Raw genomic sequence first — 21,784 nt, 5'->3', positions numbered from 1 at the left:
GGGCTACCTAATGTCTCCCTAATCCGTTGAACTTTTAGCTAGGTGAAGTAATTATCAATTTCCTCCTCATTTTTTAGTATATCCACCTCATCAACACCACAACTTACTGCTAATTCTATAGATCCCTGAAAAGCGATATTATAGTCAGGAGAAAATGCCTTTCCTAAAAGTTTATAGTAATTCTTAATCTCTCTCTGAAGTTGATGATTATATAATTCAAATTCATTATCTAAAAAATAGCTATATTCTTGTATCTCTTTTAAATAATCTGCTATCAGTAATTTCTCTTTCATTGTGAGATTATCTTTAGCAATTTCATATAGGAAAGTTCCTATAGTATTTCCAATAACAGCTCCTAAAATAGGTATTGGAATTACAGCATGTCCTAATATTGAGGATAATGCACTAACTGATACATCAACACATAAGATTTGCGAATTTAGTAAAAATTCTTCTTTTGTGATTAACTTTTTGCGAAATTTGTATGCTTCTTCAGCGATACCAAATGACGCGGTACACAAAGAACTAGCTACTGCTGCAGGAGTAGCTGTGTAATTCGTAAGGGCGTATATCGTAATGCCCCGAGTACCCCCTTTAATAGCTCCAATTCCACTATCTTTGGAGATTTCAAGCCAATCGTCTTTTGTAAACTCACTAATAGTTTTCCCTAAGCGCTTTTTTTTTAATTATTCCTGTTATAAACGCAGTACCCCCTTCTAGAGAAGCCGCTATAGCGGATATATAGGCTCCCTGTTTGAAAGTAGGTTTGCTTTTATTGTATATATCTCTTCTAATATTAGTATCAATATCCTTTATATTCCCTTTTTCATTATAAATAGTGGTATTGATTTGATTCCTTTGTACCTCCTTGTAACTCACTTTCGAAGGTTCTATATCAGAAAGTTTGATGTTTCCTGTTGCGAAGAATTGATTTACTTCCTTCCATTGCTTTAATGAGAATTCACCGGTTTTAGTTCCTATCTGATTGGCTTGATTTTCAGAAATGGATAGCAACATTTTTATCTTTTCATAATGATCAGCAGGTATTTGATATTTTCTACCTCCATCTAGAAACCAAGGATATTTTTCATAGTGTTGTTTGATAGCAAATAATGATAAATGATTGCCAGAATTTACAAACTTTTGCTGTATTTCAATTCCATCACGGACAAAATCGGAAGGACCATTATCATTAATCCAGACATATTTAGGAGCTTTTCCTAATATCTGTTCTCTTGCATTTCCAATCCCACATTCAGCAACCTCAGCAATAAAACCATGCATTCCTTTTGTCCCACCACGATTCTGTTCTATAATCGACTTATTTATCTGATGCATAGTAGAATCTAGTGTGTTTATTGCATCCTTAAAATTTTGATTTTGATTCTGGAGATTCTTTAATAGGTTATCTAGTCTAACTTGATTTATGTAATTCGTCCATGATGCAATTGCTTGCTCTTCATTACTTTTTATCACTCTTTTAAAAATCATTATGTATTACTTTCTACTGTTTTACTGAGCATTTTAGACAAAGTCTTGGTGTTGTTAACCAATGCTGCAAGTATCTGCTTGTCTTCAGAGTTAAGAGTTGAATAGTTAGTAGAGTCATAGTGCAGACACTCTTGAAATTGTTGAGAAAGTTCTACCTTTAGTGAAACCGTTTGATCAATTAGTTGTTCTATATTTACTCCTACTTTTCTTAGCTCGTTAGTAAGATTTTGGAGTTTTATTATTTCGTCTTTCTTTTTTTCTTGAAGCTTAAATCTTTTTTTTACGGTTAATAAAACACTTGCTAGTAGGGTAGTTCCGGCAATTCCCCAACCTACAGGACCTGCAAGAGCTAATAAAGCTTGACCTGCAGCCATTCCTCCACCACCTGTGGCTAAGGCACCACCACCAAGCCAAGCTATGGCAGCGTTAGATGCAGCTGCCCCGCTTAAAGCAGAAATAGCAGTGCCAGTGGAGGCTGTACCGAAAGTTGTCGCAACCCACATTGCCGCGGTAGGAGCTGTACTAGCGACAAAGCCTCCAGCAGTTAAACCAGCTCCAATTAATTTGCTACCTCTTTCAAGATTTTCACTTTGTTCCTTCGCAAATTCTATTACCCCCTGGAAGTTTTGTTTCTCTATTTTTATTTCCTCAAAATCTATTACGAATGCTTTTGGGTGAAACGCAATACTATTTATTAAGCGCTCAACATTTGAAATAAGCTGTACAGTTTCTTGTCGTTCTTTTAATAGAGTTTCTCCCTTAGAACTAGTTAGTTTATATTCCTCATCGTATTTTTTTTTCTGCTTTATTTAGTTCCTTATTTAACAAATCACTAGGATTCAGAATTGCATCCTCAATTTTTTCAATCTCATTAATAAGTGGCTTAGGTTGAATTTTAGGTTCTAGTTTTTTTGATTCACAGAAATCTATATAATTTAGAAAGTTATTTCTGTGTTGGTATAATTGTGATTTAGTTTCCTTAAGAAAATTTTTATTGAACCAACCAACTTGTTTTCCTTCTATACAGTATTGAGAATACATTGAATGAATCTGTCTGATATCGGGTTGAATATCTTTCCATTTTTTATAAGCTTGTATTTTCCAAATAAATTTGGTTTTTATGTTTAAGATGAACACAATAATGCTAAATAATGCCATTATAAAAATATAAGCCATTTTTTTCTCCTAGAAATAAGTAGTTTTGATTTTACTTCAATTATAAGCATTATACGCTTATAACTCTTATTCTTATTATATCACTCAGAAATAATGAAAGAAGAGTAAAATAAAAAAATTTACGAAATTTAGTAAAATTAGACAAAGAAAATTTATTCAATTTCTATATTTAGCAAATGGTGAGTAGTCAAGTCCATTTTGTATCGCTTTAATAGTATCAGAAAGACTGTATTTTTCGATTTGAAATATGGTTGGCTTTATTCAATTTTAGATTTTGAAAATATAGGTTTAGAAGCGTCCTAACTATCAGTTTTTTTGAAAATAAAAGGAAATTTATTTGAAAAAAATCCCTCATAAAAAAGTTAATCTATTAGAAAATTAAGTGATACTATGTTATAATTTAATATGGTTAAGTCTCGATAAAATCAAGGAAAAAGTGTATAGAATGTGTTTATGATTTTTATATCTTGTGACCGTAAAATGCTTGTCAGATTCTTAGACTGTTCCTTGCTATCTTATGAAAGTTTGAGACAGGAAAATAAAAAAATGTATTAGCTAGAAAAAATAAGAAATAAAAAATGACAGAAAAAATTTCCGTAATTATTCCCGTTTACAATGTAGAAAATCAACTCCAGACCTGTTTAGACAGTGTTTTGGGTCAGACCTATCAAAATCTTGAAATTATTCTCATCAATTATGGCTCAATAGATAATAGTGATGCTATTTGCCGTAGTTATGCTGCTAGGGATTCTCGTATCCTCTATTTTAAAAAGGATAATGGAGGGCTTTCAGATGCTCGCCATATTGGTATTCGTCAGGCTAAGGGAGCTTACGTCACCTACGTGGATGCTGAGGATTGGGTAGAGTCTACTTATCTGGAGGAACTTTATAAGACTCTTCAGGCCCACAAGGCGGATATCGCAGTGGCCAATTACAGTGTCTATAAGGAATCGGAAGATCTCTTTTATTTTTATATCAAGGATGAAGATTATTATGAGCAGGTTTATTCACCGGCTCAGATTATTGATGGTCTCTTTGAAGAAACCAATAACATTAACATCGCTCTGATTTCTGCGACAGGCAAACTCTACAAACGTTCTTTGTTTAATGACTTGCTTTTTCCAAAAGAGCATGCAGGGGAGGATGGCTTTTTCAACCTTAAAGCCTATCTCATGAGTGAGCGTACGGTTTATCTCAACAAGGGACTTTATGTATATCGTGAGAGTCCAGAGATGCCGTCAGCGACTTGGATGCAAGACTGGATGATGACCTTGGTTTATGCCATGGAAGAACGCTTGGCTATTGTTGCTAGTCATGGTTTCCCTCTGGAAAAATACATGGTCACCTACCGTCAGATGCTAGAGGCTTGCTTGAAAAATGTGGAGGAGCAAGGTCTCACGGATTCTGATGCCTACCGCTCCATTCAGGAGAAATTCCAGGTCTTGAGTTTAGCTCCTCAACGTTATGAGACTAAAAAGCGTGCTATTGTTCTTGCGGCTAACTATACTTATGTTGACCAGGTGCTTACGACCATCAAATCCATCGTTTTCCATCATCGCAACATTCGTTTTTACTTGATTAACGATGATTTCTCTCAAGAGTGGTTTAGAGGACTAAACCGTCATCTGGCTGCCTTTGGTAGTGAAGTGATTAACTGTCGTGTGGATAGTAGTCATATCAAGCAATACAAGACTAATAGCAACTATGCAAGCTATCTTCGCTATTTTGTGGCGGACTTTGTGTCTGAGGAACGGGCCCTTTATTTGGATAGTGACATGGTGGTTACAGGTTCTCTAGAGGACCTCTTTACCCTTGATTTGCAAGGTCGACCTTTGGCTGCCGTACGTGACTATGCCGTTCAAGTTCAGGATAGTCAGGCGATGTTTGATGTAGGATTCATGGTGATTGATACGGCTTATTGGAAGCAGTACAACATGAGGCGTCACTTTATTGACATGACTAGTGAATGGCATGATAAGGTACCATTTGCAGAGCAGTCCATTCTAAACATGGTCTTCCGTAACAACTGGTTGCCCTTGTCTTTTGACAACAACTATGCGGTTACCAAGTCTAGTTTAGCTGGTTTCCATCTGCCAAATGGTCAAGACTATCCTAAGGTTGTGCATTATGCCTCACACCGTAAGCCTTGGTTACCATTGGCTTGCCAAGCTTATCGCGAGGTCTGGTGGTTCTATGCTCAAATGGATTGGTCAGAGGTTGCTGAAAATACCGCTTTATTGCCACTTTCAGAGGACATGATTTATCCTAAGGGCCGTCCATTTACTTGTTTGGTTTACACCAACATTTCAGAAATTCCTCATTTGACGGACCTTATCTCGGCTCTTCCTAAGGTACAGTTTAAAATTGCCTCTCGACAGCATGTGACAGATAAACTAGCCCAATTGATTACCTATCCAAATGTGACGGTTTACTCAGCCATTGCGGGCTTAAATGGGCTAGATTTGGAATTGTTGCGTACCAGTGACTTGCTTCTAGATATCAATCCAGGAAGAAAAGTAGTGGAAATTCTTGATGCCTTTAGGTTTGAAAACAAACCGATTTTAGGCTTCGAGGACCTTAAGTCAACCAAGCATAACCAACAAACCTACTCAAGAGATCGTTGGAAAGAGATGGCTGAGACCATTCGCCAAATGCGTAAGAAGAGCCTGTAATCCTTTGCTTGGATAAGTAGGCTGAAATGGCGTCTCTGTCTCGTTTCAATCGAAATAACATCAGCCTGTCTATGGGCAGGAAATAGGAGTAATAGTGAAAAAAATTAGTCAATCGATAATCACCAAACGTGTCTTATGGACCCTCTTTTTCCTCTTTATTTATTGTTTGGGAAATCAATTGGTTCTACCGTTTGTGGATTTGAAAAATGCAAATATCTTTGGGGGAGCCATAGGTTCCTTGGCTTTCTCTAGTGCCATGATGGGTGGAAACCTCAGGTCCATGTCTCTATTTTCAGTGGGTTTGTCGCCCTGGATGTCGGCCATGATTCTCTGGCAGATGTTTTCTTTCTCTAAGAAAATGGGCTTGAAAAATCTTCCCATTGAAATTCAGGACCGTAGACGCATGTATTTGGCCCTAGGGATTGCCATTGTTCAATCTTTGGCAGTATCCTTGAATTTACCTATCGTTTCAGGGGTTAATGCTAGTCTCGCTATTTTCATGAATACCATTTTATTAATTGCCGGGACCTTCTTCTTGGTTTGGCTATCAGACCTCAACTCTCTCTTTGGGATTGGAGGCTCCATTGTTATCTTGATGGCAAGTATGATGGCCAATCTGCCCTATCAAATCATGGATAGTATTGAAAAGTTAGGTATCGGTTGGGATGTCTTGCTTCCTCTGATTCTATTCAGTTTGGTCTTCCTCTATATTTCAGGGGTTGTGCAGAGGGCGAGATACCGTATCTCAATTAATAAAATCAATATTCATAACCGCTTTAAACAGTATTCTTACTTGGATATTATGTTGAATCCAGCCGGAGGGATGCCTTTCATGTATGCCATGTCGCTGGTTAGTATTCCGCAGTACGTTTTTATGCTGATTCAATTTATCCATCCTGAAAGCAAGTGGACCAGTGGTGCCATCAAGGCTTTGACAGTCGGTCAACCTCTTTGGTTGGTTGTTTATCTGATCATGCTCTTCGTTTTAGGGTTAGCCTTTGCCTTCGTTAATGTCTCTGGTGAGCAAATCTCTGAGCGAATGCGCAAGTCAGGTGAGTATATCTACGGTGTTTATCCAGGCCAAGAAACTAGTGCCTATATCAACCATTTGGTGCTTAGACTTGGTTTTATCGGTGCCCTTTATATGCTCTTTATGGCAGGTGCTCCAATGCTGATTATCTTGGTCAATCCAGATTACCTACAACTGAGTATGATTCCTGGGACATTCTTGATTTTTAGCGGTATGATTTACAATGTTAACGAGGAAATGAAAGCCTTGAAGCTTAACACTTCCTACACCCCACTTTTTGAAAATGTATAAACTCTCACCCCTCGTGGGGTTGAGAGGCAGGCTGGTGATGAGTGATCGGTCTGCCCCTCAATCTCAAGTATTGTGATGAAAAGACAATGAAGGAGAACTCATGTATTATTTTATTCCAGCTTGGTATGGACAGACGGACGAATTTTGGAAGACGGCCATTGATCCTTGGTACCGTATCCGCCAAAAAATTGAATTTGATGACAGCTTGCACCAAGTTCGTATCTTTCAGGATGAGGACTTAGCCCCTCAGCTTTTGCTTTTGGCCTACCAACCACATTTGCGTTATTTCTTGCATCGTCATGATGTCTTGGAAGTTGGCTATACAGCTATTTTTGACTTGATTCAGGGTATCACTGATGAAGATATGAAAAATCTTCAGGTGACAGATTTGGAATGGCCAGAAGGGGCTACCTTTGTTCACACACCATTTGCTATCGTGGTGCAATGCCAACACAAGCGTTATGCCGAGATTGAGTTTGGCTCAGAAGGCTTTATTGGCATGATTCGCTACTATAAGGATGAGCAAATCATTCGCGAAGACATCTACGATGACCGCGGTTTTATCTCAAGTAGTCTTTATTATGAAGGTGGACAACCAAGCTATCGAAACTATCTTAATGCCAAGGGAGTCTGGCAACTCTGTCATTTCTTTGATGGCCGTGGAATTGTAGCCAACCCTCGTACGGAAGGTCGTTTTAATAAGAGTTACTACGGTGAACTTTCAGAAGTTATCTGGGAATTTTTGACTAAATTCTTGGACGAAAAGGTAGAAGCAGAGGACCGTTTTGTTATTGCCTCAGATTTACGCCATAACAAGCACATCTTTGAACATTTGCCAGCAGACAACACTAAGATTTTGACTTGGTTCGCAGAACGTAATCAGGACGATAGTATTGACACCTATGAAGTCTTTCTGCCGAAAGTGGACTTGTTGATTGCTGACCGTTACGATTACTTGGAGCAGCTTCAGGTTGCCTATCCAGAAGAGGCTAAGAAACTCAAACACATGGCTTCCTTCGATACCCGTTTGGCTTTGGGAACCAGTCAACGTGTCAAAGAGTCTAAAATCTTTTATCAGGTTGACTTCGATCAGTTGGATTTAGAGGCTATTTATCAGGTCTTGGCTTTTGTGGCTAAGTATCCTAAGACACAGGTTGAATTTGGAGCATTTAATGCCAATCCAGAGCAACTTGGTAGCCTGCAAAATCAAGTGGAAAAAATGATTGAAGAACGATTGAGTCCAGATGCCTTTGAAGAGGTTGTCGAAAGTAGTGGTGCAGAAAATAAATTGGAAGAAAATAATGAAATCGTCAGCCGATTTTCTTTCCAAGACCTGCGTGACGAGACTGCCCTTATCAAGGCCCTTCAGTTTACACGACTCATTGTCGACTTGAGCAAGGAACCTAATCGTTATACACAGATTGCTGGAATTAGTGCTGGTATTCCACAAATTAACCGTGTGGCATCTGAGTATGTGACCCACCAAGAGAATGGTTATATCTTGAAGCACTTGTCTGATTTTGAAAAAGGCGCTTACTACTATTTGGGACAGTTGAACAACTGGAACCGTTCCCTTATCTACTCTATTGAGAAAATTAAGGAAAATACAGGAGACCGTTTGGTGCAAAAATGGGAAAATTGGTTGAAGGAGGAGCAGAATGACCAAGGATAATCGTCTGAAGATACTACAAGTTGGATCATCCAACTGGTCAGAAAATCAGGAAATTCCTGAAAATATGAAATGGTATTATTGCAATCTTGGTCAGCTTGAGACCTTACAAGAAACCATCGAAGAAGACGAAATCAAGGCTTTCACAGCTGTTATAGTGGACAGTCATGAAGGTCTTGAGGAATTGATGGCTATTAAAGAGTATTTGATTCCTCACACTATTTTCTTTGATCAAACGATTGAAGTGCCAGATGAGAGCCTCCTTCAGTTTCTGAAGGAAGTGTGTGCTGTACCGACTGATTTTTCAAATCAAGGACAGTTGCTCTTTACCCTTTCAAAAGCACTCTTTTCAGGCCAATACGGGGATAAGATGTCTCCTTTCACTACCCAGGTTAACCCAAATTTTACTGGTGACGTGACCTACCACGGTCATGAAAATGTCATTTTAAAAGGTGATTATGGTCAAGATTTTAGTCCTGTCTTGGACTGGACCTATAATGTCAGAGCCAGCAAGGAAAATCCTATCGAGCTTTGGTTGGAATTTGAAAAAGAGGAGACTTGCGAGTGTCGTTTGATTCTCAATCTTTTGCCAGAAGGTTCGGTCGCAGGTATTTTTAAGACCTATATCGTTTCAGAAGAAGAAATGCGCAAGGGGGCCATTGTCCTTGATGAGGACATGACCTTCCTCTTGGCTGCTAGTCTTGAAATGAAGGGCAAAGGTCAGATTACAATTGGTGGTCTCCACCAACGTTTGACCCGTTTCCAATTCGGTAAATTTGTACTTGGTGGTGGTATTCTCCACGACAGCAAGCGTCAGGAAATCAACTATTTCTTTTATCCTGGGGATTTCAAGCCACCTTTGTCTGTTTACTTCTCAGGTTTCCGTCCTGCCGAAGGTTTCGAAGGTTTCGGAATGATGAAAGGGATGGGAACACCATTCTTGCTCTTTTCAGACCCTCGTCTCCAAGGGGGAGCCTTCTACATGGGAACTGAAGAGCTTGAAAATAGTATCAAGGACACCATCCAACATTACTTGGACTATCTAGGTTTTGACAATAGTCAACTCATTCTCTCTGGAATGTCCATGGGAACCTTCCCATCTATGTACTATGGTGCGGACTTTGAACCTCATGCCATCATCATGTCTAAACCCCTAGCCAATGTTGGTACTATCGGAAATCGTGCTAGACTTTTGGCACCAGAGGTCTTTCCAACAGGAATTGATGTCTTGCATTTGCAGACAGGACGCTTGGATAATGAGGGTGTTGAGGCCCTTAATCAGAAGTTCTGGAATAAGTTTGAAAAAGCAGATTTTTCAAACACGACCTTTGCTCTTTCTTACATGAAAGACGAGGATATGGATCCGACGGCCTATGAGGATATTACCAAGTCCCTCTATTATTCAGGGGCTAAGATTCTCAGTAAGGGAACGTCAGGTCGACACAACGATGATTCATATACGGCGACAACTTGGTTTGTCAATTTTTACCGTATGATTTTAGAAAATGATTTTGGAAGGAAGGAGTAAGAATGTTCAGAAACAAGAAATCAGAAATCTTGTGGGGCTTAAACCACAAAGCCTACATGTATGGCTCAAAAATTGTTAAACGCCAAGATGGTTCTGTGCAATTTTACAATCCTTTGGTGCCATCAGGAACGGAAATCCAGTCTTGGATGGCCATCCAAAACTATCAAGCTGCTCGTACCCAGCCTGCCCTCCCACTTTTGAAAAAGGGACATAGCTACGACTTGACGGCTAATCTCGAAGCTGTACCAACAGGCTCAGTCTTTTTGAAAGTCAGCTTTTTGGACCGTTATGACAATGAAATTAAGCAGCTGATTGAAAAAAGTACCCACATGACCTTTGTTTATCCTCATGAGGCCTATACCTATCGTATTTCTCTCTTGAGTGCTGGGGTCAAAGAGCTGGATTTCTACAGCTTAAAACTGGAAGAAACAGGAGAAGAACATGTTTAAACAACTGAATCCTATTCTCCCTGTTAAGGAGATACTCAAGGAAATCAACGGCCTAGCCGATGAAATGGCCGGTCTGAGCAACCTTGAGTTGAAAAATAAAACGCAGGAATTTAAGGAGCGTTTAGCCCAAGGAGAAAGCTTGGACGACCTCCTGCCAGAAGCCTTTGCGGTTGTTCGTGAAGCAGATAAGCGCGTGCTAGGCATGTTTCCTTATGATGTTCAGGTCATGGGGGGCATTGTCATGCATCAGGGCCATATCGCTGAGATGAATACCGGTGAGGGTAAGACTTTGACGGCAACCATGCCAGTCTACCTTAATGCCTTGTCAGGTGAAGGGGCTATCCTCGTTACGACCAATGAATACTTGGCTATCCGTGACGCCGAAGAAATGGGTCAGGTCTATGAGTTCCTAGGTTTGACGATTGGTGTGCCTTGTGTGGAAGGTAGTAATGAGATGGAACCAGCTGAAAAGCGTGCCATCTATCAATCAGATATCGTTTACACGACCAATGCCAGTCTAGGTTTTGACTATTTGATTGATAACCTTGCTTCTAACCAAGACGGGAAATACATGCGTCCTTTTAACTATGCTATCGTCGATGAGGTAGACTCTGTCCTTCTTGATAGTGCCCAGACGCCCTTGATTATTTCTGGTGCGCCCCGTGTTCAGTCCAACTACTATGGAATGATGGATACACTCATGACCACCTTGGTCGAGGGTGAAGACTACATCTTCAAAGAGGAAAAAAGTGAAGTTTGGTTGACCACTAAGGGTGCCAAGGCTGCTGAAAACTACCTCGGTATCGGCAACCTCTACGATGAGGAAAATAGTACCTTTGCCCGTCATTTGCTCTTTTCACTTCGTGCCCACTTGCTCTATAAAAAGGACAAGGACTACATCATTCGTGATGGTAAGAAAGGGCCTGAAGTGGTTCTTCTTGATAAATCGACAGGTCGTCTCTTGGAATTGACCAAGCTCCAAGGTGGACTCCACCAAGCCATCGAAGCCAAGGAATTAGTGGCCTTGTCACAAGAAACCAGAGCCATGGCTTCTATCACCTACCAAAGTCTCTTTAAAAAATTCAAGAAAATTTCAGGGATGACTGGTACTGGTAAGGTTGCGGAAAAAGAATTTCTCGATACCTATGGTATGAAGGTCATTCAAATTCCAACCAACCGTAAGAAACAACGTATCGACTATCCAGATAAGATTTATGCGACTCTGCCAGAGAAGGTCTTTGCTTCTTTAGAGTATGTTAAGCATTATCATGAAAAAGGCAATCCTATCTTGATTTTCGTTGGTTCGGTGGAAATGTCAGAGCTTTATTCTTCTTTACTTTTGCGTGAGGGGATTGCTCATAATCTCCTAAATGCCAACAACGCACCTCGAGAGGCTGAGATGATTGCTGAGTCAGGACAAATGGGTGCCGTGACAGTTGCGACTTCAATGGCTGGACGTGGAACAGATATCAAGCTTGGCAAGGGCGTAGCTGAACTGGGTGGATTGGTCGTAATCGGTACGGAACGTATGGAAAGTCAACGTATTGACTTGCAAATCCGTGGTCGTTCTGGACGTCAAGGTGACCCTGGTATGTCTAAATTCTTTGTCTCACTTGAAGACGATGTGATTAAAAAATACGGTCCATCTTGGGTTCACCGTACCTACAAAGAATACGCCATTAATGATCACATTGAGCCTAAGGAACTGACCGGTCGTAAGTATCGTAAATTGGTTGAAAAAGCCCAAGAAGCTAGCGAAAGTTCTGGTCGTACCTCACGTCGTCAGACGCTTGAATTTGCAGAAAGTATGAACATCCAACGTGAGATGATTTATGCTCAACGTGACCGTCTCATCTACCACAATCAAGGTTTGGACACTGTTATCGACGAGGTTCTTGACGATTTCATCGACCAAGCAATGGCTGAGGAAGATTTCTCAAAAGCGGAAAATCTTTACCACTTTATCTTGCGTAATATCAGCTTCCGCATCAATGAAATTCCTAAGGATTTAGACCTCAACAATCGTGAGCAAGTCTTGGAACTCATCTACCAGTTTGCCTATCGTGAACTTGATGCTAAGAAGCAGGAGTTGAAAACCAAGGAACTTAACGAGTATTTCCAACGCCTATCCATGCTGAAGGCTGTGGATGACAACTGGGTGGAGCAGGTAGACTATCTGCAACAACTCCAAATGGCTATCGGTAGCCAGCAACTCAGTCAAAAGAACCCTATTGTCGAATATTACCAAGAGGCCTACAAGGGCTTCGAAGCCATGAAACGTCAAATCAGAAAGGATATGGTTCGTAATCTTCTCCTTAGTCAGGTGCAAGTCACTAAAAAAGGAGATATCATCAGCCATTTCCCATAAAATAAGGAAATTATGACAGTATATAACATTAATTTAGGCATAGGTTGGGCCAGCAGTGGTGTTGAGTATGCTCAGGCCTATCGTGCTAAGATTTTCAGGGAAATGGGGCAAGAAGCAAAATTTGTCTTTATGGACCTCATCCTTGGGGATAATATCGAGCATATGACTAGCAAGATTGGTTTTTCAGACGATGAAATCATCTGGCTTCATAACTATTTTACAGATATCAAGATTGCGCCATCGACCATTAGCCTAGCAGAAATAGAGACCGTCTTACCTGCCAATCCTGAGCGCAAGGAAGTTGCTGGTCGCCTCATTCGTTACCATTATCCACAGGATGATATGGTAGTAGCATGTAACCTTCGTGCGATGGACGAAGATGCAGTGGAAACAGTCAGCTATTTTGTCAATGACAAGCTCTTGCGCAAGGACTTTTACTCTTACACCCGTTACTGCAGTGAGTATTTTGCGCCTAAGGACAATCAAGCCAAGGTTTACCAACGTCGTTTTTATAACGAAGATGGATCTACAGCCTATGACATGATTGTCGGAGACAATAATCAGGATATCTACCGTTTTCCTGATCAGGTTCTTTATGGTAAGCAAGAATTCCTTCGCTATTTCTTCAAACGTCTAGCCCTAACCAAGGATGATGTGGTCATCTTGGACCGTGAAACAGGTATTGGCCAGTTGGTCTTTGAAGAAGCGCAAGCTGCTCGCCTAGGTGTAGTGGTTCACGCTGAGCATTTTAGTGTCAATCAAACTGATGGCAACTATATTCTCTGGAATAACTATTACGAGTACCAGTTTACCAATGCGGACAAGGTTGATTTCTTTATCGTGGCAACTGATCGTCAGAAGGAAATTCTTCAAGAGCAGTTCCGTCGCTACACCAACCACGATCCCAAAATCTACACTATTCCAGTGGGAAGTCTGCCTGAATTGGTCGGGCAGGACAAGCCACGTAAGCCATTCTCAATGATCACGGCCTCACGATTGGCTCAGGAAAAACACATTGACTGGTTGGTTCGTGCGGTTATCGAGGTTCATAAGACTCTGCCAGATATCACTTTTGATATCTACGGTAGTGGTAGTATGGATGCCAAGTTGCGTGAGATTATTGTCGAAGCACAAGCTGGCGACTATATCCGACTCATGGGGCACGCTGACTTGACTGACATTTATAGCCAGTACGAGGTCTACCTAACAGCTTCAACCAGTGAAGGTTTTGGCCTTACTCTCATGGAGGCGGTTGGTTCAGGTCTTCCGATGATTGGATTTGATGTGCCTTACGGAAATCAAACCTTTATCGAAGACGGGGTCAATGGTTATCTCCTCCCTGTCGCTGAAAATCATGTTGTGGATGTCATCACCAAGTCCTATAAGGATGCCATTGTCCGTCTCTATGAAAAAGACAATATCGAAGCCATGCGTCAAAAATCTTATGACCTTGCCAAAGCCTTCTTGACCAGTCAAGTCAAGGCAGCTTGGAAACAGTTACTTGAGGAGGTACGCTCATGATATTCTTATGTGATTACTACAATCAAGCCAGTAAGGATCTAGCTTACTCTCTTCAGGTAGCAGGCTATGATGCCACAACAGTTGTCATCAATCCAGATGGTTTTCTCCCTCAAGATGCTCTCTCTCCTTTCACCTATTATGTGGAAGCAGAAGAGGAAACTGGCAAACCACGCTTTTTCAACCAAGTTCCTGTGCCAGACTTTTGGGAAATTTCAGGGAATAATCAGATGGCGCGTGTGTCTAATCTTACCGAAGAACGTGCCCGCATCACCTACCCAGAAGGTAGCAAGGCTCGTATCGTTAAAAGTGTCGAATGGTTAGACAAGTCAGGAAAAATTCGCCAAGTGGACCACTATAACAAATACGGATTCTGCTTTGCCAAAACCACTCATGATGAGAACGGTCAGGCAGTCTTTACCAGCTACCAAACCAAAGAAGGCGACGAACGTATCTTGGAAAATCATCTCACCAGTGATATTCTCTTGACTCTACCAGGACAAGCCCTTCGTCGTTTCGCCAACCGTACCGAATTTGTCAAAGCCTTCCTAGCTCAGGTCTTTGGTGATATCGACCACATTATCTTTAATAGCCTGGCGACACCTTTCATCGTCTCATGGACTATGGAAAATAAAGGTGCCACTGATGTCCTTGCCTGGCAAGAGCCACTGGGTGATGTCCTTCCAGGTAATATGAATGGTATCTTGGAGGATAATTCAGCCAGAGCCAATGCCATCATCATTCCTGATAAAGTGACTTATGAAAAAGCCTCGACGCTGGTGCCTGAGGATAAAAAACATAAGGTCTTGTCACTTGGCTATGCCTATGACTTCAAGGAAAATCATGGCAAACCTCGTAATGCCTTTATTGCAACCAATTCAGACCAAATTGAGCGTTTAGAAGCCTTGGTTGAGTCACTCCCTGATGTGACCTTCCAGATTGCGGCAGTCACTGAGATGTCACCAAGATTGCTCTCGATGATGCGTTATTCAAACGTTGTGCTCCATCCAAATGCTAGTCACAAGCAGTTGGACAAGCTCTATCAAGAGTCTGACCTCTATTTGGACATTAACCATCATAATGAATTGTACAAGGCGACGCGAACTGCCTTTGAACACCAATTATTGATTTTGGCCTTTTCAGAAACAGCTCATGGACCTGTCTATACAGCACCAGAGCATATCTATGCCAGTCAGAACTATCCAGCTATGGTTGCCAAGATTAAGCAGGTCCTAAGCGACAATCAAGCCATGCAAGAGGCCATGCAAGCTCAAGAAGCTCAAGCCAATACTCTGACTGCTTCTGAGTTGGCCGACCGCTTACAATCACTTTTAGGAGGAAATCATGTCTAAAAAAGATTTATTCTACGGTGACGTTGAAGGCCGTATGGAAGAACTCAAGCAAAAGCCTATCACAAAAGAAAAAGAAACCAGAGGAGAGAAGATTAACAAGAGCTTTTCAATCATGCTCGGACTTGTTATTATCATCGGTTTGATCTTCACCCTTATTGGTTTGTTGAGGTAGTCTTATGATGTTAGTATTTATGGTTCTAGCAGTGATTCTTTCGGTTGCCCTTATCGTCCTAGTGACCATCCAACCGCGTCAAACGCAGATTTTCTCAACGGATGCCACTAGTAATATCGGTAAACCAAGTTATTGGGCTAGCCAACCGATTCGAAAAATGTTGACCTTGGCTATCAGCATAGCCCTCTTTATCCTCTTACTTATTTTTATGATTGTTTCTTATAAGTAAGTAGAGGACTTCCTACCATATAATAGAAAGAAGTATGTATGCGTGTACATTTTACGAATTTATTTGGGCAGTCCCCACGTAGTGTGGCCTTGATTGCCCAAAATGATACCATGAAGATTGCCAAGGAGCTTGGTGCCAATGAATTAGCAATCTATTTCTACGATAATAGCCAGGAGTCAAGTGGTGAATTAAATTCCCGCCTTGATGGTATTGTGGCAGGAGTGAGCTATGGCGATATTGTCTTCTTCCAGTCGCCGTCGTGGAATAGTGTCGCTTGGGACACTAGCCTCATTCATAAATTTAGGGCAGTGCAAACCAAACTTGTGATGTTCATCCATGATGTTCCACCTATAATGTTTCCTAGTAATTATTTCCTCATGCCTAACTACATTGAGATGTACAATCTTTGTGATGTCGTCGTTGTTCCATCAGAACAAATGCGTGATCGACTCATTGAGGAAGGGTTAACGGTCAAAAAGATTATTATCCAGGAACTTTGGGATTTGCCTCATAACCTTGACTTGCACAAACCAAGCTTCCAAAAGAAGCTCATCTTTGCTGGTAATCCAACTCGTTTCCCCCACATTCTCAACTGGCAGCAGGAGACACCTCTTCATGTCTATGCGGAAAAAGAAGAAGACAAGGATTATTCCAGAATTCAACTTGAAGGCTGGCGTAATAAACAGGAGCTCTTGTTTGACCTTTCTAAAGGAGGTTTTGGTCTTGTCTGGGGGAATTCAGAAAAATCTGAAGATGAGCTTGATTACTATAAGTTGAATATTTCCTATAAACTCTCTACCTATTTAGCTGCAGGCTTGCCAGTTGTGGTGCCTGACTATCTTTCAAATGCTGACTATGTCAGAGAACATGGCCTAGGCTTTGTCGTTTCGAGTCTGGAAGAAGCAGACCGTTGTGTACAAGAATGTACCGAGGAGCAGTATGCCCAGATGGTTGCTAACGCACAATACACTGCCTACCTCATTAGCAATGGTTATTTCATCAAGAAGCTTTTTATTGATGCTATAATGGCCCTTGGTTAATAGTCTAAAAAGAATTATCGGAAGGTAATTCTTTTTTGTGACAAATCTGAGCATATATCTTGACTATTTATAAATTAATCAAATCATTTTCACTTTAGACTTAAGGATTTAAGGAAGACCTGTCTCTAATTAGGATTAATGTTAAAAAATAGTCAATAATAGCCTAACAGATGTAAAGAATTCGCCTAAAATAATTGATTGTAATTGTGTGACAATTTATCAAAAATGGAATTGTTGGATAATTTTAAACCGAACGATAGTCAGCTTAAAAATGAGAATAATAGAAATAAATAGCATAAAATAGGGAGTTTCAACCGTTTTCACTTAAAAACAATGGTAATTATTTATAGTAATCAGAAAATTCAGAATTGCGGAAACCTTACATTTTTTTGGAGAAAATGAGATAAAAAAGAACAATTTTTAGTAAACTTGTGATATATTATAAATTGTAATTTCCAGATTAGGAAATAACTCATATTTTTAGGAGGTAAATATGTTTTTTAGACGTAACGAAGGTGAATTCCGCGAAACTGATCGCGTGACTCGCTTCAAACTTATCAAATCGGGTAAAAACTGGCTTCGTGCTGCAACATCTAACTTTGGACTTTTCAAAGTTGTTAAAGGTGGCGCAGATGCTCCGTCAGTAACAGTTCAAAATGTAGAAGAAAAATCTTCTCTTCTTTCAGGTACAGCTCTTCTTAAAGGGATTGCAGCAGCAGGTGCTGTGGCAGGTGGAGCAGTAGCAACTTACACTGCTCAAGCCGAAGAAACAACTGCACCAGCTTTGGAAAGCCAAGCAACTACAAATCATGATATCATTGCTAACTCAGATTCAGTTGCCTTGAGCGCTGCTCCAGTATCCGAAACAGTAGCTTCAGAAGCTCCAGCATCAGCTAGTCAAGAGTCTACAAGCTCTTCAGTTGACGCTCAAGCAAGCACAGACGCTTCAGTTTCAGTATCACAATCTGTATCAGCAGAATTGTCACAAGCTATCTCAGAATCTGTTTCACTTAGCAAAGTGAACTCAACATCTGAAAGCCAATCACACACTGAAAGCAACAGTGGTTCACACTCAGAATCATCTTCAGCTTCAGAATCAGCAACTTCAACAGCTGCAACTGCATCAGAAACAGCTACTCAAGAAGATGAAAAAACTATCTTGGATCAAAACGTTTCAGAAGCAGAATTGCTTGTAGGTATCGCTAAAGATTACCAAGCTAAGTTGACTGATACAGCTGCTAAAACTGAAATCCAAACTGCTATCGCAACAGTTCAAGAAGAAGTTGCTAAATCAACTACATTACTTGCTGCATCAGCAACAAACGCTGCTTACGCAGAACAACGTGAGCGCCTTGGTAACGCTGTTGACAACATGATGACTAAGATCACTGACAACGGCTTCACAGGTAACTCAGTAGTTAACGGTGTTGCAGCAGTTACTGCACAGTTGGCACCAATCTCAACAAGCACTACTGGTAGTGTAGATACTAACCCAGTTATTTCAAATGCTAATGGTGCAACGATTGAAGATGCAGCCTTCAATGAAGCTGGTTATGCTTTGGATCCAAACGCTGATCGTTTCACTTTCGGTGTATGGCAATTCCTTAAAACAAACCACGCTACTGGTGCTAAAACAAACTTTGATTACTACGCTACACTTTCAGTAGACCGTTCAGCAATCACAGGTAGCCTTTCAGCTAACCCAGATGTTTACTTGCGTATCGTTAAGAAGTCTGATGGCTCAGAAGTTTACACTCGTACAATCAAAGCGGGAGAAAGCAATATCTCACTTCCAAGCTACATCACAAACAATAACTCTGATGTAACTAACACTTTGACATACGCAGCTGCTAACGGAACTAATCCAGGTAACGTTACCTTCTCATTGGTAAATGCTAACCTTGAGTATGAAACACTTCAAATCCGTGATACTAACTACCCAGGTAACCAAGGTGAAGACAAACAAAACGTTCAAACTTCTGTTCCTTATGCTAAAGCTGATCAAACAACTTACTATAAAGTCGTTGACAGTAGCAAGTACACAGAAGGTCAAACATACAAACCAACTGGAAATGAAACAGTTCTTGCAAGCTATACTCAAACAGGTCTTGCAGGGCAACAATTCACAGCCTCAGGAAATCGTGATGTTGCTGGTTACAAACCTGTAGCTGCCACAACAGATACAACTCAAAAAACATCAGGTATTCTCGGTAAGGGTGTTGTTGGACAAAAACTTGTCGAACTTCAAGGTGGAGCAAACCACTACTATGTGAAACGTATTTCTGAAATCGTTGATACTGATGGCTCAACTGTAACGAAATTCTACGCCCTTGATCCATCACAGGTTAACAATTTTGCTACATCAGATATTGGTACTGAAGATGTATCTAAGTACACACTCATCTATACAAGTAAAGTTAACAAAGCTGGTGAAGAGTGGAAAGCTGATGAGACAAAAGTTTCAAAAGTAAACAGCAAAAATGGTGACTACTATATTGAAGTCAACGAAACAGCTGGAAGTAAATCACTCATTATCACTGGTTGGCAGTCTGCTACTGAGACAGATACTTATAAACAAATGGACGGAACTCTACATACTTATCCACGTCCATTCAAAGGTGCTCCAAGCACATCATTGACACCTGCCGGAGCTGGTAATAACAGTTACAACGTAATCGCTGGTAAAGTTCCAGAAATCCAAGCAGAAGGATCTGTTGCGAATGACCCAACAGCACCAAACGGAAAAGTATACTCTGAATTGAAGGGTTATTCATCATTCTCAAACAACTACTCAATTCCAACTGCGATTAAACCATCAACTGATGTGAACTATTACTTCGTTAAGATGAATGATTCTGAATCTGCTTCTCAATCGCAATCATTCTCAAACTCTGCATCAAACTCGCAATCCGAGTCAGAAGTAGTGTCTAAATCACAATCTTCATCAGAATCAGAAGTAGCATCTAAGTCACAATCTGTATCAGAATCAGAAGTGGTTTCTAAATCACAATCAGTGTCACAATCAGAATCAGAAGTAACATCTAAGTCACAATCTGTATCAGAATCAGAAGTGGTTTCTAAATCACAATCAGTGTCACAATCAGAATCAGAAGTAGTGTCTAAGTCACAATCTGTATCAGAATCAGAAGTGGTTTCTAAATCACAATCAGTGTCACAATCAGAATCAGAAGTAGTGTCTAAGTCACAATCTGTATCACAATCAGAATCAGAAGTAGTGTCTAAGTCACAATCTGTATCACAATCAGAATCAGAAGTAGTGTCTAAGTCACAATCTGTATCACAATCAGAATCAGAAAGTGCGTCTAAGTCAGCATCTGCGTCAGAATCAGCAAGCGCATCTGAGTCAGCATCTGCATCAGAATCAGCAAGCGCATCTGAGTCAGCATCTGCATCAGAATCAGTAAGCACATCAGCTTCAGCATCTGCATCGGAATCAGCAAGTGCATCAGCTTCAGCGTCTGCGTCAGAATCAGCAAGCGCATCTGAGTCAGCATCTGCGTCAGAATCAGTAAGCACATCAGCTTCAGTATCTGCGTCAGAATCAACAAGCGCATCTGAGTCAACAAGCGCATCTGAGTCAGCAAGCGCATCTGAGTCAGCATCTGCATCAGAATCAGCAAGTGCATCTGAGTCAGTTTCAACTTCAGAATCTATCTCAGTTTCACTTTCACTCTCTGAGTCAACTTCAATTGTTACAAATAACTCAGAATCTGAATCAACATCTTCTTCTGAGTCAGCATCTGTATCAGAATCAGCAAGTGCATCTGAGTCAGCGTCTGCATCAGAATCAGCAAGCGCATCTGAGTCAGCATCTGTATCAGAATCAGCAAGTGCATCTGAGTCAGCGTCTGCATCAGAATCAGCAAGCGCATCTGAGTCAGCATCTGCATCAGAATCAGCAAGTGCATCTGAGTCAGCATCTGCATCAGAATCAGCAAGCGCATCTGAGTCAGCATCTGCATCAGAATCAGCAAGCGCATCTGAGTCAGCATCTGCATCAGAATCAGCAAGTGCATCTGAGTCAGCATCTGCATCAGAATCAGCAAGCACATCAGCTTCAGCATCTGCATCAGAATCAGCAAGCTCTTCAGAATCAACTTCTGTATCTGAATCAGTATCAGCTTCTGAATCTTACTCAGCATCTGCTAGCCTTTCAGAATCTACATCAACTTCAACTTCAGTTTCAGAATCACTTTCAAGCTCTGAATCAACTTCAGTTTCAATTTCTCAATCAATGTCTGAAAGTGAAACTCCTAAAGTTGGTGAAGTAATCATCACTTACATCCGTGAGAATGATGGTAAAGAAATCCAAAAACCACGTCAAGACACACCAAACTCACCATATGACACTCCATATAACACAACTGAGGAAGGTGAAAAACCTAACACAATCAAGACTCCAGATGGTAAGACATACAAGATCGTACCAAAAGGTGACTACCCAGTAGGTAAAGTTGACGGCGATGGACACCTTGAATCATCTGATCCAATTAAAGGTAAAGTTGATAAACCTAAATCAACAATCACTTACGTTTATAAAGAAGTGAAAGGTAATGTTTACGTTCACTATGTAGACACTGAAGGTAAGACAATCAAAGCATCTGTAACAGATGAAAAAGACCAACCAGTTGATAAAGACTACGATACAGTTGTAGACAACCGTCCAAAAGAAATCGAATTCGAAGGTAAGACATACGAATTGGTACCAGCAGGTAACTACAAAGTAGGTCAAGTCGACGAACAAGGTCACTGGACAGGTGATGACGCTACAACAGGTA

At 40.7% G+C, this 21,784-nt stretch carries 17 protein-coding genes and 1 pseudogene; 14 read left to right on the top strand and 4 right to left on the bottom strand.

All coding sequences use genetic code 11. The features are described 5' to 3' along the window. Positions 1–38: 38 nt before the first annotated feature. The 4 genes from PCY16_RS11130 to PCY16_RS11115 all read right to left on the bottom strand — a co-directional run bounded on the left by PCY16_RS11130 (position 39) and on the right by PCY16_RS11115 (position 2,667). Complete coding sequence (locus tag PCY16_RS11130) at positions 39–521, bottom strand: hypothetical protein (protein ID WP_301354648.1); 483 nt, start codon at positions 519–521, stop codon at positions 39–41. A gap of 133 nt (positions 522–654) precedes the next feature. Next, complete coding sequence (locus PCY16_RS11125; protein WP_301354647.1) at positions 655–1,491, bottom strand: hypothetical protein; 837 nt, start codon at positions 1,489–1,491, stop codon at positions 655–657. Beyond that, a complete protein-coding gene (locus tag PCY16_RS11120) occupies positions 1,491–1,994 on the bottom strand; it encodes a hypothetical protein (protein WP_301354645.1) in 504 nt (167 codons plus the stop codon). Before PCY16_RS11120 ends, PCY16_RS11125 begins: the two co-directional genes overlap by 1 nt. Positions 1,995–2,274: 280 nt before the next feature. Next, positions 2,275–2,667: a hypothetical protein gene (locus PCY16_RS11115; protein ID WP_301354644.1), complete on the bottom strand. Its 393-nt coding sequence runs from the start codon at positions 2,665–2,667 to the stop codon at positions 2,275–2,277. Positions 2,668–3,245: 578 nt separating this feature from the next. Here PCY16_RS11115 and PCY16_RS11110 point away from each other — a divergent pair. From PCY16_RS11110 to PCY16_RS11270, 14 genes and pseudogenes are all read left to right on the top strand, one after another. Then, entirely contained in the window at positions 3,246–5,339 is a 2,094-nt protein-coding gene (locus PCY16_RS11110) for a glycosyltransferase (protein WP_104021207.1), read from the top strand. 94 nt (positions 5,340–5,433) lie between these two features. Continuing rightward, positions 5,434–6,660, top strand: coding sequence for an accessory Sec system protein translocase subunit SecY2 (gene secY2, locus PCY16_RS11105; protein ID WP_002891376.1), 1,227 nt, complete (start codon positions 5,434–5,436; stop codon positions 6,658–6,660). A gap of 100 nt (positions 6,661–6,760) precedes the next feature. Further along, entirely contained in the window at positions 6,761–8,332 is a 1,572-nt protein-coding gene (asp1, locus tag PCY16_RS11100; protein WP_195414195.1) for an accessory Sec system protein Asp1, read from the top strand. Beyond that, a complete protein-coding gene (gene asp2, locus PCY16_RS11095; protein ID WP_195414194.1) occupies positions 8,319–9,857 on the top strand; it encodes an accessory Sec system protein Asp2 in 1,539 nt (512 codons plus the stop codon). The genes asp1 and asp2 overlap by 14 nt, the downstream gene beginning before the upstream one ends. A gap of 2 nt (positions 9,858–9,859) precedes the next feature. Further along, entirely contained in the window at positions 9,860–10,306 is a 447-nt protein-coding gene (gene asp3 / locus PCY16_RS11090) for an accessory Sec system protein Asp3 (RefSeq protein WP_073949965.1), read from the top strand. Continuing rightward, the gene (secA2, locus tag PCY16_RS11085; RefSeq protein WP_195414193.1) at positions 10,299–12,674 is read left to right on the top strand and encodes an accessory Sec system translocase SecA2; all 2,376 of its coding nucleotides are present in this window, start codon (positions 10,299–10,301) and stop codon (positions 12,672–12,674) included. The genes asp3 and secA2 overlap by 8 nt, the downstream gene beginning before the upstream one ends. Before the next feature lie 12 nt (positions 12,675–12,686). Continuing rightward, entirely contained in the window at positions 12,687–14,195 is a 1,509-nt protein-coding gene (gene gtfA, locus PCY16_RS11080; protein ID WP_070577089.1) for an accessory Sec system glycosyltransferase GtfA, read from the top strand. After that, positions 14,192–15,544, top strand: a complete 1,353-nt coding sequence (gene gtfB / locus PCY16_RS11075) for an accessory Sec system glycosylation chaperone GtfB (protein WP_195414192.1) — start codon at positions 14,192–14,194, stop codon at positions 15,542–15,544. The genes gtfA and gtfB overlap by 4 nt, the downstream gene beginning before the upstream one ends. Further along, the gene (gene asp4, locus PCY16_RS11070) at positions 15,537–15,716 is read left to right on the top strand and encodes an accessory secretory system protein Asp4 (RefSeq protein ID WP_002883547.1); all 180 of its coding nucleotides are present in this window, start codon (positions 15,537–15,539) and stop codon (positions 15,714–15,716) included. The genes gtfB and asp4 overlap by 8 nt, the downstream gene beginning before the upstream one ends. 4 nt (positions 15,717–15,720) lie before the next feature. Then, positions 15,721–15,945: an accessory secretory protein Asp5 gene (locus PCY16_RS11065; protein WP_002883546.1), complete on the top strand. Its 225-nt coding sequence runs from the start codon at positions 15,721–15,723 to the stop codon at positions 15,943–15,945. Positions 15,946–15,983: 38 nt separating this feature from the next. Then, positions 15,984–16,985: a sugar transferase gene (locus PCY16_RS11060; RefSeq protein ID WP_002883536.1), complete on the top strand. Its 1,002-nt coding sequence runs from the start codon at positions 15,984–15,986 to the stop codon at positions 16,983–16,985. Positions 16,986–17,478: 493 nt separating this feature from the next. Next, positions 17,479–17,670 (top strand): annotated as a pseudogene (locus PCY16_RS11280) (accessory Sec-dependent serine-rich glycoprotein adhesin); the annotation flags it as partial. Between the two features lie 2,956 nt (positions 17,671–20,626). Continuing rightward, complete coding sequence (locus PCY16_RS11275) at positions 20,627–21,277, top strand: hypothetical protein (RefSeq protein WP_367317076.1); 651 nt, start codon at positions 20,627–20,629, stop codon at positions 21,275–21,277. Next, a partial coding sequence (locus PCY16_RS11270) for a MucBP domain-containing protein (RefSeq protein WP_367317075.1) occupies positions 21,241–21,784 on the top strand: 544 nt, incomplete at its 3' end. The genes PCY16_RS11275 and PCY16_RS11270, both read left to right, overlap by 37 nt.

Source organism: Streptococcus sp. SS4, from assembly GCF_030440125.1.
GTDB lineage: Bacteria > Bacillota > Bacilli > Lactobacillales > Streptococcaceae > Streptococcus.
This window is presented reverse-complemented; position numbering and strand designations above follow the sequence as displayed.

Coding starts and splice junctions, on each gene's coding strand:
- PCY16_RS11125 (WP_301354647.1), bottom strand. CDS start 1,491: ATGATTTTTAAAAGAGTGATAAAAAGTAATGAAGAGCAAGCAATTGCA.
- PCY16_RS11120 (WP_301354645.1), bottom strand. CDS start 1,994: ATGTGGGTTGCGACAACTTTCGGTACAGCCTCCACTGGCACTGCTATT.
- PCY16_RS11115 (WP_301354644.1), bottom strand. CDS start 2,667: ATGGCTTATATTTTTATAATGGCATTATTTAGCATTATTGTGTTCATC.
- PCY16_RS11110 (WP_104021207.1), top strand. CDS start 3,246: ATGACAGAAAAAATTTCCGTAATTATTCCCGTTTACAATGTAGAAAAT.
- asp1 (WP_195414195.1), top strand. CDS start 6,761: ATGTATTATTTTATTCCAGCTTGGTATGGACAGACGGACGAATTTTGG.
- asp2 (WP_195414194.1), top strand. CDS start 8,319: ATGACCAAGGATAATCGTCTGAAGATACTACAAGTTGGATCATCCAAC.
- asp3 (WP_073949965.1), top strand. CDS start 9,860: ATGTTCAGAAACAAGAAATCAGAAATCTTGTGGGGCTTAAACCACAAA.
- secA2 (WP_195414193.1), top strand. CDS start 10,299: ATGTTTAAACAACTGAATCCTATTCTCCCTGTTAAGGAGATACTCAAG.
- gtfA (WP_070577089.1), top strand. CDS start 12,687: ATGACAGTATATAACATTAATTTAGGCATAGGTTGGGCCAGCAGTGGT.
- gtfB (WP_195414192.1), top strand. CDS start 14,192: ATGATATTCTTATGTGATTACTACAATCAAGCCAGTAAGGATCTAGCT.
- asp4 (WP_002883547.1), top strand. CDS start 15,537: ATGTCTAAAAAAGATTTATTCTACGGTGACGTTGAAGGCCGTATGGAA.
- PCY16_RS11065 (WP_002883546.1), top strand. CDS start 15,721: ATGATGTTAGTATTTATGGTTCTAGCAGTGATTCTTTCGGTTGCCCTT.
- PCY16_RS11060 (WP_002883536.1), top strand. CDS start 15,984: ATGCGTGTACATTTTACGAATTTATTTGGGCAGTCCCCACGTAGTGTG.